The sequence below is a fragment of the Enterobacter sp. Y17 genome (assembly GCF_019730495.1).
Lineage (GTDB): Bacteria > Pseudomonadota > Gammaproteobacteria > Enterobacterales > Enterobacteriaceae > Enterobacter > Enterobacter asburiae_B.
This window is the reverse complement of the sequence record NZ_JAASKP010000007.1, coordinates 74,626-86,891: the sequence shown is the minus strand read 5'-3', so window position 1 is coordinate 86,891 and position 12,266 is coordinate 74,626. Positions and strand designations below refer to the sequence as shown.

The following is a 12,266-nucleotide window of genomic DNA, read 5'->3' as shown; positions in this document are numbered from 1 at the left end:
CCCCGACCAGGTAACGCCATGAAAAAAGACCCTGATACTGAAAAGGGCCAGAATGTTACAGCCGTTCGTCATGATGAAAAATCGGCTTTACGGCTTAAGGCCATTCTTGCAGAAAATCCCCTTTATTATCCCTCAATAGTGTTAAGAGCTGGCTTGCTGGCTCTTGAGGATATGTCCAAAGACCAGCGGCTGGCATTCATCATGAAAGCGGCCGACAAAACCAAAAACTATTAATCCTGTTTTAAGCCCTCCCGCCGTCCGGTGGCTGCGGCACTCCCGGAGATACCCCATGACTCACCCTGAATCTGTCAGGCCGGTGACGGTTACCCGTGACCGCAATGGCTTCTGGACGCACCCTCATTATTTTGCACCCGCCAGTGATGAGGCCACGCAGACTGAATTTGGCGACTGGATGCGCCGGCACAATCTGACCTGCGCCACCCGCTGGATGGAAAACGACGCGCCTCCCCAGGTGATTGCCGACTGGGAAAAGGGGAAACAAAACATCAGTGACTGGCTCCCTTCCGCGCCTCAGGGCGAAGGCTGGTTCATCGGTTCCATTCATGACACTGAGGACGGCCCGGTCTGTGTGTGGCTGCGGGAGGTGAAATGAAGCGTTTCTCATGGCTTGCCGGTGTGATGCTGATCCTGCTGTCCTGGATGCCAGCTCAGGCAACGGCCGCAGCCAGCAACGCGGGTGATGGCCGCTGGGTTAACCCGATAAGCGATGTCTGCTGGAAGTGTCTGTTTCCGATGACGCTCGGTAATATTCAGCTGGCCGCCGGTCCACAAAAGGATACCAACAACCCGGCTTCGCCGATCCAGATTTGTCCATATGGTGTGTTTTATCGTATCGGTCTGGCCATCGGGTTCTGGGAGCCAATGGCGATGGTGGACGTAACCCGTGAGCCTGGCGTCATGGTCAACATGGGCGGCTTTAAAATCGATCTCGGACGAACGGGAACGGGAACCGCAGGGCAGAGTGACCGGCCCGCTGCCGGCACGTTCTACCATGTTCACTGGTACAAATACCCGCTGATTTTCTGGCTGAACATCATCACCAGCCTGGGGTGTCTGCAGACCGGCGACATGGATATTGCCTATCTTTCCGAAGTTGATCCTCTCTGGAATGACAGCACCCTCTCGATGCTGATTAACCCCGAGGCAGCGCTGTTCGGCAACCTGATCGCTCAGGGGGCCTGTGCTGCTGACGCAGCTGCATCATCAGCTGGCCTTCCGCTGTCGCCGCTGTTCTGGTGCGCAGGTAGTCAGGGTTCTATCTACCCGCTAACAGGCTTTACCAGCGGTGAGTTTTCTCCGCTCGAGGCCTCTCTGCTGGTCGGAGAACGAATGGCCTTCAAGATGCATCGTGAGGGACTGGTATGGAACTCCGTGGGCGCGGACGTCGCCGTATGTAACCAGTATCCATCCCCGATCATCCCGAAAGAGCGATGGCGATACCAGATGGTAAACATGTACCCCGAACCGGGTAACTGCCATCCCTTCGGGGCCAGCACGCAGCTCTGGGGCACAACGCATAACTCTCCATCCTCCAAAAAGAACTTCGGCTACCTCTTCTGGCGCAAACGTAACTGCGTATTCCTTTAAGGACATGACAATGAAAAACGCTTATCTCCGGGCGCTGACGATCAGCGTCATGATTGCTTTCGCGCCGCTGGCCCTGGCGAGCGCCCAGACCGATATCTCCGTCTCCGACCATAGCTGGATCAAAGGTCAGCAGGATGCGCTGACAGCGATGAAGGAAGACCTGCAGGGGCATCCGGCGGCCGCACCCGTCTTACCGCAGCAGCAACTGGACCTGATTAACCGCCTGCAGGGCGATATCGCAGCCCAGACCAACAAGATGGGGGAAAAAGACACGTTCCCGGCTATTTACTTTGTGAGCCTCGGTATTCCACGTGAAGGTCTGCTGCCCATGCTGAAGGATGCCCGCCGTTACAACATTCCGCCAACGCTGCGCGGCCTGGTTAATAACGACATGCGACAGACCGCGGCGGCAATGTTTGAGCTGAGTAAGGAGGACAAGGACGCTGGCGTGCAAATCGATCCAACGTTGTTCACTCAGTACAACATCACCACGGTGCCCGCCCTGGTGGTGACCTGCACTGGCCACTATGACGTAATCAGGGGAAGTCTGCCCCTGCAGCAGGCTCTCGAAAAAGTAGCTGAAAGTGGTGATTGTGCGGCAACGGCACGCCATCTTCTGGAGGCCGGAAAATGAAAAAACTACTTTCAACGGTGCTGATGCTTTTTCCGCTTCTGGCTGGCGCAGCTGATCCTGCCTTTGAGGCGGGAGCGAGCTTTGGCAAAGGCAATGCTTCCGCCGGGACGGGAGCCCTGAAAAATCCGGATACCGTCACGGGGGCAATACCAGGCTATACCGCTAACCCACCGGAGAAAGGGTATTACGGCGGCGTGGATGGCGGTGACGGTGGGCTGGCCAACAAAGGGCAGGCCGCTCTGCAGGGCAATGACGCAGCGCAGTCGGTTATCAACTCCGGAAAAACGAACCCGACGCCCGCCATCGACCCGAACGCACCTTTCATCACTATCGGTAAAAATGCGGAAGCTGGAGCTGACGGTGTGCTAAACGGGACCGCGAACCAGTGTAAGGAGGTCACGGTATCGAAAACCACCTTTGAAAATTACACCTGCGATAAAGATGTGGCCTCAGTTGAGGCCTGTACCCGCACAGCAGTGGCGGGCGGGCATGTAGAAAAAACAACTGAACAGAAGACCATCACAATTGATAAACCGATGTGGAATTGGACCTATGACAATGACAAACGCGTCTATTTCACGTTTACCTCCCCTTATTCAGGACCGGTTATCAGTGTTTCGCTGGCCATACATTTCAACGATAAGAATATGTATTACAGGTTAACCTGGTGGGGTGTTGATCAAGAGTCAGTTGCCGTAAGAGACAACTCGTGGGTTCTTCCTGGTGCTGCAGGTGCAGTGCTGGCAGAGGGACAGCCTTCACCACAAGGTGTGATACTCAATAAAAACTGTCTTAATGGAAACCAGGGGCGATGCAGAGATTACGCAAGAAAAACCTATGACTGGCTGAACAGTGGTGAGGCCACCATGACCGTAACATTGACCATGATCGCGACAACAGAGAAGTGGGTTCCGGAAGTTAACTGGTCCTCCTCCTGCGGTCTGGATATGTCGAAGGCGCAAAAAACCACGTCAACCTGCACCTCTCCGGGCGGAAATAAAACCATTGTTAACAATGGCCAGAGCTATGACGTTTATAGCGACTGCTGGGAGTACACCGATAACTATGTCGTACCGTCAGACTCCACGGGAACCTGCGGAACGCTGATGACGAATCCGTCCTGTACGGCGGCAGGAACAACCTGCACCGAGTCGACCGACGGGCAGTGTACCCATATGAGCTACACCTACCAGTGTCAGACCACGCATCAGTCTGGCGGCCTGGTTTGCGGCGGCGACTACATCTGTAAGTCAGGCGAGTGTGACGACACCAATGGTGCCGGAAGCAGCGGTTTTGATACGGCTGTGGCCAAACTGGCAGGTCTTGCCTCGGCAGCTGAAGACGCAAAAGACGCCAGCAGTACCATTGAGGTTAAAGCCTTCACGGGGAAAGCCATGCGCTGTCGTAAGGCTTTTGCAGGTTTCTCTAACTGCTGTAAAGACTCTGGCTGGGGACAAAGCGCCGGGCTGGCCGCATGTGATGATGAAGAAAAAGCTATAGGGAAGGCGAAGGCGAAGAAAATCACCGTCAGCGTCGGCGAGCGCTGTGACCGTCAGGTGCTGGGTGCCTGCATCCAGAAAAGCCAGGTCTACTGCGTCTTTGACGGCAAGCTTGCCCGCATCATTCAGGAGCAGGGGCGTCGCGACCAGCTGGGCGTTAAGTTCGGTAGCGGCGACAGCCCGAACTGCCGGGGGATCACGGTCCCGGAGCTGCAGAGTATCGACTTCGACAAAATCAACTTCTCTGACTTCTACGAGGATTTGATGAAGAACCAGAAAATCCCCGATACCAGCACGCAGGTCCAGCAGATTAAGGAGCGCATTGCCGCGCAGGTGAATCAGCAGGGAGGTGGTAAATGAAGCGTGTCCTCTGTGGCCTGCTTATGGCGCTGACGAGCCATACGGTGATGGCCGAGGAGATTGTGACGCCGGCAGAGCCGTTCACCGGCTGGTCCTGGTACAACGAGCCGAAAAAGCCGCCGGAGCAGCCCAGAAAGCCACAACAGCCTGCACCGCAGGCCATTCCGGATCTCAGCAAAATGTCCCCTATGGAACAGGCCCGGGTGCTGAAAGGGTACACACAGGAGGCGCTTAACCGCGCCATCCTCTTCCCCTCACGTGAAAACACGGCGACGTTCCTGCGCTGGCAGAAGTTCTGGACCGATCGGGCATCGATGTTCAGCCAGTCCTTTGCGGCGGCGCAGCTGAGCCACCCGGACCTCGACTACAACCTGGAGTATCCGCACTACAACAGCATGGCGCCGTTTATGCAGACCCGCGACCAGCAGACGCGGCAGAGCGCCGTGGAGCAACTGGCGCAGCAGTACGGTCTGTTCTACTTCTACCGGGGCAGTGACCCGATTGACGTGCAGATGGCGGGTGTGGTGGCGGACTTTGCGAAAACCAACGGGATTTCGCTTATCCCGGTATCGGTTGATGGCCAGGTGGCAGCCTCCCTGCCGCAGAGCCGTCCGGATACGGGGCAGTCCCGGTCGATGAATATTACGCACTTCCCGGCGCTCTACCTTGTTGACCCCCGGAGCAAGAATTACCGTGCGCTGTCATACGGCTTCATGACTCAGGATGACCTGTCTAAGCGATTCCTGAACGTGGCCACCGGCTTTAAACCCAATTCCTGAGAGATTCTTATGACAAAAACACTTTTCACCCTCATCCGTGATGCAGGGCGGGTTGCCCTGTATGCATTTGTCCTCTGCCCGGCACTGGCGCTGTATGTGTTTGTGATGCTGGCTGCATCAGACGGTTCACTTTCCAGGCAATTCCTGACGACCTTTCATGACCTGACTGACGGTGCACCGGCTGGCAAGGTAATGGGGTGTGTTAATGAAAATGAGGCAGGAAGCTTCTCGCCACCTGACCCCGGAGAGTCATTAAAGCCTGTGCCTCCTGCCTTAGCGAAAGCACCGCCTGAAGTGTTGTGTCAGCGTGGCCCTGTGGACAGCGATTCGTGGGCGCGTGCGACAGATGCAACGTTGCTCAACACCTGGATTATCTCGGTGATGTTTGGCTTTGGAGTGTGGTTTGTATTCCAAGGCCTGAACCTGGCCGCCCGAAAGAAAATTTCACCAGACACGCATTCGGTTCTGGCACGGCAAAACAAGGAGACACACGAATGAAACCCGCTATTCTCGCAGGACTGATTTTCTGGGGCACGATGGCGCGCGTACTGAGCGAGCTGATGACCTGGTCGGTTGAGCATACGCAGCAGGGGCTCTTATGGCTGTGCAATGGTATGTGGGCCGCGGCGGCTGGCATGGTGATGTATGCCGTGTATCGCTGGTTCCGTTACGAAAGAGGGCAAGCGCATAAGGAAGCCGATCATGAACATTAAAACCGGACTCACTGCGCTCCTGTTATCCCTGCCCCTGCTGGCGAACGCCGGTGCGCGTGAGGAGTTAATGGCGCTTGAAGCGACAAAAACAGCGTCTTCCGCTGATGCTGCAGCCATCACCGCCTCCACCATTCCGGTACCCGCGCCAGCCAGCCTGATGGCGCTGCCGGACGGACGTCGGGCTAACATGAAAGATTATGCCGTGGTGCTCTTTATGCAGGCGCACTGCCAGTACAGCGCTAAGTTTGACCCGCTGCTGAAGGGCTGGGCCGATGAGCATGCCATCAGGGTATACCCGTACACCCTTGATGGGGGCGGGGACGTATCTTACCCGACCCCGATGATCCCACGTAAGACGGACCCAAACTCTCCTATCGCAGACGAGATTGTTACCTTCTTCGGAAACGGTTTGCCGATTGCGACACCGACGGCCTTTATGGTCAACGTCAACACCCTGAAAGCCTATCCACTCACCCAGGGCGTGATGGACATCCCCGCACTTGAGAGTCGGATGGCCAGCCTGATTCAGGCAGACATGGACAACGTCGATCCGAAGATGCTGCCGCCAATGCCGGCAAGCGCGCAGGTCACCCCTCAGTAATACAAACGGACTACAAAATGACGACAAATACGTATGCGTTATCGCGTACCGAGCGCGTGTGGCTGTTATTCAGCGTGACGCTGCTTGTGTCCGCAGCGTTCTATGGGGTGCTGGCTCACCGGGTGGTCAGCGTTATGGATCGCCCTGAACTGACAACCTGTCTGCAGGACTTTCCGGTGCTCCTGCTTATCTCGCTGAGCATCGGATTCTTTTTTACCGTCACCGGGCTGTACGTCTGCCGGCAGACCCTGGCCAGAAAACCCCGGGAGGAGATTGCATGAGGCTTAACAGACTGAAGACGCTTATCCGGAACCAGGCTTTCGCGATAGTGAAAGACTGTAGTGCGGAAACTGAAGCCCGAAAATGGACGGATTTGTTAACCCTGAAACTGCTTTATGCCTTAGTTTTTGCCGCCGTAGTCGAAAGGGTATACGTGAAGTGCGCCATCACAACGCTCAGTGCGATGTCCGTTGACCGCTCCGAACAGTTTACGCTCTCGCTTCTCATCCACTATCCGCAGTACCTGTTGTGGGGCGTTATGGCCGCGATTATCGCGCTTATTGCGGTGAATTTACTCGTCTGCAGCTGGCTCTGTCTGGCCAGATATCTTTGCCGCAAAATTAACCGTGCTGACAGCCCGGCAGGCAAGAATACGCAAGCTGTGGAGGTGCCAAATGATTAAGGCGCTTATTACGGCAGGGGCCGTATTCTTCTCAGGCCTGGCTGCTCTGCCTGCTCAGGCGGACGTCAACGGCGATCTGAACGGTTTCTTCAATAATCTGGGCTACAGCGGCAACGTTACTCAGGCACAGGCCTGGCAGGGACAGGCGGCCGGTTATTTTACCGGTGGCTCGGTTTACCTGCGAAATCCCGTCAAAAACGTCCAGTTGATCTCGATGCAGCTGCCTTCTCTGAACGCCGGCTGCGGCGGTATAGACGCCTATCTCGGGTCGTTCAGTATGATCAGCGGCGAGGAAATCCAGCGATTCGTGAAGCAAATCATGAGCAACGCAGCTGGCTATGCATTCGACCTGGCCCTGCAGACGATGGTACCGGAACTGAAGCAGGCAAAAGACTTCCTGCAGAAGCTGGCCAGTGATGTTAACTCCATGAACATGAGTTCGTGTCAGGCCGCTCAGGGCATTATCGGCGGGCTGTGGCCCGTGACACAGGTCTCGCAGCAGAAAATCTGCCAGGACATCGCCGGTGAAACCAATATGTTTTCCGACTGGGCGGCTTCCAGGCAGGGTTGTACCGTCGGAGGACAGGGCGACAAAGTCACGGCTAAGGCCGGGGATGATGAGAAGGATCAGGTGCTGAAGAACAAAAACCTTATCTGGGACACCCTCAGTAAGAATGGTCTTCTCGGCAACGACCGCGCGCTGAAGGAGTTGGTTATGAGTACCGTTGGCTCCATCATTTTCAACAAGAATGGCGATGTGACAATTCTGACGCCACTGGTCGATAACCGCGACCTGATTAAAGTCCTGATGCGCGGCGGAACAGCGAAGGTCTACGGATGTGACGAATCCGATCTCTGCCTGGGACCTGTCGTGACCAATCTGACGATTTCCGAGTCGAACGCTCTGGTCACGTTGGTTAAAAACCTGATGCTCTCGATGCAGAACAAGCTGGTCGACGATACTGCGCTGACCGATCAGGAAAAAGGCTTTGTGAACACCACTTCTGTGCCGGTACTGAAGTACCTGACTAACGCCCAGAGCATGGGGCAGAGTGCAACATATCTGATACAGGTAGCTGACTTTATCGCACAGGACCTGATGATTCAGTACCTCCAGGAACTGGTAAAACAGGCAAGCCTGTCCCTGGCTGGCAAGAACTTCCCAGAAGAGGCTGCCGCAAAACTACGCGACAACATCATTCATGCGCAGGGACTTCTCGCTGACATGAAGCTGCAGTCAGCAGCTGATCAGAACGCTCTGGACGGTATCGACCGCAACATGCAGTACCTGCAACAGCAGGTATCCACCATTGTTTCAGGCTCCTATCAAAGCAACTATCACTGGGGTGATCGCTGATGCTTGAGATATACACCATTTATGGCGGGGGTATGTGGAAAACGGCGCTGGACGCCGTTGTTACCCTTGTCGGTCAGAATACCTTCCACACCTTAATGCGTATTGCCGGCACCTTTGGGGTGCTGGCCGTACTGCTTACTTTTATTAAACAACGTAACCCAATGCTTTTCGTCCAGTGGCTGGCGGTCTTCATGATCCTGACATCCATCCTGCTGGTACCGAAACGCTCAGTGCAGGTTATTGACCTCTCTGACCCGGGTACCGTCTGGGTCACCGATAACGTACCGGTTGGCCTGGCGGCTATTGCGTCTCTTACGACCAGTATCGGGTACAAGATGGCGTCGGTTTACGACATGCTGATGGCCAGACCCGACTCAGTGACCTACAGCAAAACCGGGATGCTTTTTGGCTCGCAGATTGTGGCGGAAACCAGTGACTTCACGACGCAAAATCCGGAGCTGGCGCAGATGCTGCCGGACTACGTGGAAAACTGTGTGATCGGCGACATTCTTCTGAATGGAAAATACACCATTAATCAGCTGCTCAATTCTACTGACCCGCTGACACTGATAACCAGTAACCCAAGCCCGCTGCGGGGAATCTTTAAGATGACCTCCACCTCGCGTCAGTTCCTAACCTGCCAGCAGGCCGCAACGGAGATCCAGAAGCTTGCCAATACTGATGTTAACCCGGGCAGTGCGACGTTCACCTGGCTGACGAGAAAGGTCTTTGGCAACAAGCTGAATGGTGCGTCGCTTCTGGCCAACTCAATGGGGGACAGTTATGGGTTCTTCTATGCCGGTGGTATGACTGCTGCGCAGATCATGAAGAACAACATCACGAACAGTGCAGTACGGCAAGGGATCAAGGGCTTTGCCGCTCGCTCATCAGACACGGCTAACCTGCTTAATCTGGCCACCGAGAACGCTGCAACAAAACAGCGTCTTGCCTGGGCTGCAGGTAACGAGCTGGCGACCCGCACGCTGCCGTTTGCACAGTCTCTGCTGATGCTTATCCTGGTGTGCCTGTTCCCGCTGATGATTGCGCTGGCCACGTCAAATCACACTATGTTTGGCCTGAACACCCTGAAAATATACGTTTCCGGGTTTATCTATTTCCAGATGTGGCCGGTGATGTTCGCCATTCTTAACTATGCCGCCAACTACTGGCTGCAGAGCCAGTCCGGGGGCACGCCCCTGGTGCTGGCCAACAAGGATGTGGTTGCGCTGCAGCATTCGGACGTGGCGAATCTGGCAGGGTATTTGTCCCTTTCCATTCCGGTGCTGTCGTTCTATCTGACCAAAGGTGCTGCGGCGATGGGCTCTCAGGTGGCAGGGAGTGTACTCAGCTCGGGCGCCTTCACGTCAGCAGGTGTGGCCGCGACCACAGCGGACGGAAACTGGTCGTTTAACAACATGTCGATGGACAATGTCAGCCAGAACAAGATGGATACCAACCTGATGCAGCGTCAGGGTCAGCAAACGTGGCAGGCAGATAACGGCTCCACGCAGACTCAGACGGCCGGTGGCCATACGGTTATCGACGGCTCGGGTGCAATGTCGAACCTGCCGGTGAACATGAAGCTCAGCCAGCTGGCAAGCAGTGGATTCCAGGAGTCCGCCCGTCAGTCGCAGGTACAGGCGCAGACTGCACTCGATGGCTACAACCACAGCGTTACCAGTGGCTGGTCGCAGCTCTCTCAGCTTTCTAATCAGACCGGTACCAGCGACAGCCTGATCAAAGGCAGTGAAAACAGCCAGGCCACTAATGCAACACGCGGTGCTGGCATGATGTTGTCTGCCGCTGAAAGTTATGCGAAAGCAAACAACATCTCGACGCAGGAAGCCTATAACAAACTGATGGATATTAGTAATCAGGGGTCTATATCTGCAGGCATTAAAGGAACGGCCGGAGGGGGGCTTAATCTGGGCGTTGTTAAGTTAGGTGCTGAAGGAAGTATTTCAGGCGATTTGCGGCATTCGACGGGCAGCTCAAGAGGAATCCAGAATTCAGATTCCCATTCGCAGGATATGCGGCATGATCAGAACAGCCAGGCAGTTAATGACTTCCGCCAGGGTATGGATATGGTTAAAAGCAGCCGTATCACCGATGGTGCGAATCATTCCGAAAATGCTGCAAGCAGTAATGTTCAGCAGCTGGCAGCAACGCTTAATGATGCTGAAAGCCAGTACCATCAGTACACCACCAGTTCGACGCAGAGTAATGAATTCAGTCGTATGGCCACCGTTGCGCAGAATCAGAGCGCAAGCCTCGATACGAACTATACGCAGGAGTTTGTGGACTGGGCGGCGAATAAATACGGTGATAAGGCTCAGTCCATGCTGACAAGTGCGCCGTCGGCGCGAGAAGCAGCGATGGAATTCGTAAATGAACGTCTCAAACCTGAAATTATGGGGGATTATCAGCAGGGTCGTTCAGATCTCACCAGCGGCCAGGAGCATGCAGCATTCAGTGGTGAGCATATTGTTCAGCCAGCGCGTGGCAGTCAGCAGGTATCAGGTTCATCTGGTCATGATGCTGGAGTCAGTTACAGCTCTCAGGATGGCGGTACTCGTAGCTCGGGAGGTGTTAGCAGTACCCAGCCTTACGGAACGACTCAGGTCGCTGAATATGGAGGCCAGCAGGGTGGGAATTATTCTGCCAGAACAAACGATTCTGTTTCGCCGGGTATTGAGCATTCAACTGTTCATCAGGGACAAGCAGCCGGACAGAGAAGCAGCTCGGGTAATATCACCTCGTCGGCAGGCATGGTTGTTTCCGGTGGACGCACCACTACAGATGAAAGGGCCGGTCACATTGCAGAATCGCACCCGGAGTTCAATCATTCAGGAGCCATTAGGGAGAAAGGAAACACGTATGGCCAGGAGAGTGAAGTTACTCATAGCCGTTCAGGAATTAATGTTGGCGGCGAAAAAGTACGTGGTGATGCTATGCAGGAGTCCTACAAAGAAAATCAGGCTAAGTTGCATGAACATTCTACGCAGGGTTTTGGTCCCCAGAATGAATTACAGCGTAGAGTGGCGGAACAAAGATCTGAAAATGAGCATAAAATCAACGAATCTGCTGGAGAAATTGATAAAAAACAATCCACTGTTCAGGCATCCAGTGATATCCTGAAAGGAGAAAACTTAATCGGTCAAGGGCGATTCAAGCTTGGTCGTGCTGAAGCTGAACTGGATCAATCAAGTAAACTCAATCCGTTTAATGATCTCCAACCAGATGAACTGCAACAGAGAGTGGCAGAATTAAGGAAGAAAACTGGAGGGTAAAATGAACAAAAAAGTAAGTGCTTATTGTTGTTTCATTCCAATCGGCATTTATGCAGCTTATTCTTTAAGCATGCAGGTACTTTTTGACGTGCCATTTATGGCTAAGAGCATGCTCTTATCAATTATCCCCAGCGCTATCTATCTGCTCTGTTTTTGGAAGTTACGAAGCAGCCAAAGAGGGATGGGTTTAAAAGCAACTTTCCTGAGTAACGGGGTGCTTGCAGTCTTGCTAACCTTCCTGATGGTGTATGTAGGCAATGATACAGAAAGTGCTTTAATAGCAGGCATAGCTGTTCACTCGTTAATAGCTTTTATCCTAGTGGGAGCAGTATTGCGGCCTATTACTTACAAGGATAATACCCTTCTTAAAGATGAAGATAATGGGCGGATATACGTTATCCGGAACGGGATAGCTCATGTGTTACCAGATAATGAGGCTCAACGCCTTAGCGCTAGTGACAACAAAATTATCAGCTTTTCAGGCAGCCAAATGAGTATCCAGGATGCCGGTATAACCCCTGTTCCTTTAAATACTTCCTTCAACGATTCGTTCAGTAATGGAATAACGGTGAACCCTGCATCAGGAATGCCAATGGTTGGTGGCATCTCTGGCCTGGATATACACGGAAACAGTTGGGGAACAAACTTCAACGAACCTTCAAATACGTATGACCCTAACCGGGGATACTGAGAGTAAGGGGGCATTGGTCCCCTTAATTTTTGTAGTAATCTAAGTAAGCCAT

At 54.0% G+C, this 12,266-nt stretch carries 14 protein-coding genes; all 14 read left to right on the top strand.

All coding sequences use genetic code 11. From position 1 onward, the window contains the following. The first annotated feature begins 18 nt into the window (after positions 1-18). The 14 genes from HCH49_RS20455 to HCH49_RS20390 are packed head-to-tail and all read left to right on the top strand — an operon-like array spanning position 19 to position 12,214. Positions 19-234 (top strand): hypothetical protein, encoded by a 216-nt coding sequence (locus HCH49_RS20455; protein ID WP_032641288.1) that lies wholly within the window; start codon positions 19-21, stop codon positions 232-234. A 55-nt stretch (positions 235-289) separates the two neighbouring features. Further along, the gene (locus HCH49_RS20450; RefSeq protein ID WP_032641290.1) at positions 290-613 is read left to right on the top strand and encodes a hypothetical protein; all 324 of its coding nucleotides are present in this window, start codon (positions 290-292) and stop codon (positions 611-613) included. Continuing rightward, positions 610-1,608, top strand: coding sequence for a conjugal transfer pilus assembly protein TraU (traU, locus tag HCH49_RS20445; protein ID WP_032641291.1), 999 nt, complete (start codon positions 610-612; stop codon positions 1,606-1,608). Before HCH49_RS20450 ends, traU begins: the two co-directional genes overlap by 4 nt. A gap of 10 nt (positions 1,609-1,618) precedes the next feature. Further along, positions 1,619-2,242: a type-F conjugative transfer system pilin assembly protein TrbC gene (gene trbC, locus HCH49_RS20440; protein ID WP_143347820.1), complete on the top strand. Its 624-nt coding sequence runs from the start codon at positions 1,619-1,621 to the stop codon at positions 2,240-2,242. Beyond that, positions 2,239-4,101 carry a type-F conjugative transfer system mating-pair stabilization protein TraN gene (gene traN, locus HCH49_RS20435; RefSeq protein ID WP_221703287.1) on the top strand — a complete coding sequence of 621 codons (1,863 nt, stop codon included), beginning with the start codon at positions 2,239-2,241 and terminating at the stop codon, positions 4,099-4,101. The genes trbC and traN overlap by 4 nt, the downstream gene beginning before the upstream one ends. Further along, positions 4,098-4,880: a type-F conjugative transfer system pilin assembly protein TraF gene (gene traF, locus HCH49_RS20430; RefSeq protein ID WP_032641297.1), complete on the top strand. Its 783-nt coding sequence runs from the start codon at positions 4,098-4,100 to the stop codon at positions 4,878-4,880. Before traN ends, traF begins: the two co-directional genes overlap by 4 nt. A 9-nt stretch (positions 4,881-4,889) precedes the next feature. Then, positions 4,890-5,378, top strand: coding sequence for a hypothetical protein (locus tag HCH49_RS20425; RefSeq protein ID WP_221696963.1), 489 nt, complete (start codon positions 4,890-4,892; stop codon positions 5,376-5,378). Then, positions 5,375-5,593, top strand: coding sequence for a hypothetical protein (locus HCH49_RS20420; protein WP_221696964.1), 219 nt, complete (start codon positions 5,375-5,377; stop codon positions 5,591-5,593). The genes HCH49_RS20425 and HCH49_RS20420 overlap by 4 nt, the downstream gene beginning before the upstream one ends. Beyond that, positions 5,583-6,194, top strand: coding sequence for an F-type conjugal transfer protein TrbB (gene trbB / locus HCH49_RS20415; RefSeq protein WP_176261196.1), 612 nt, complete (start codon positions 5,583-5,585; stop codon positions 6,192-6,194). Before HCH49_RS20420 ends, trbB begins: the two co-directional genes overlap by 11 nt. Before the next feature lie 17 nt (positions 6,195-6,211). Beyond that, positions 6,212-6,475, top strand: coding sequence for a hypothetical protein (locus HCH49_RS20410; protein WP_032641305.1), 264 nt, complete (start codon positions 6,212-6,214; stop codon positions 6,473-6,475). Beyond that, positions 6,472-6,876 carry a hypothetical protein gene (locus HCH49_RS20405; protein ID WP_221696965.1) on the top strand — a complete coding sequence of 135 codons (405 nt, stop codon included), beginning with the start codon at positions 6,472-6,474 and terminating at the stop codon, positions 6,874-6,876. Before HCH49_RS20410 ends, HCH49_RS20405 begins: the two co-directional genes overlap by 4 nt. Beyond that, entirely contained in the window at positions 6,869-8,233 is a 1,365-nt protein-coding gene (gene traH, locus HCH49_RS20400; protein ID WP_126349207.1) for a conjugal transfer pilus assembly protein TraH, read from the top strand. The genes HCH49_RS20405 and traH overlap by 8 nt, the downstream gene beginning before the upstream one ends. Further along, entirely contained in the window at positions 8,233-11,523 is a 3,291-nt protein-coding gene (gene traG, locus HCH49_RS20395) for a conjugal transfer mating-pair stabilization protein TraG (protein ID WP_221703286.1), read from the top strand. The genes traH and traG overlap by 1 nt, the downstream gene beginning before the upstream one ends. Before the next feature lies 1 nt (position 11,524). After that, positions 11,525-12,214, top strand: a complete 690-nt coding sequence (locus HCH49_RS20390; protein WP_126497518.1) for a hypothetical protein — start codon at positions 11,525-11,527, stop codon at positions 12,212-12,214. Positions 12,215-12,266 lie beyond the last annotated feature (52 nt).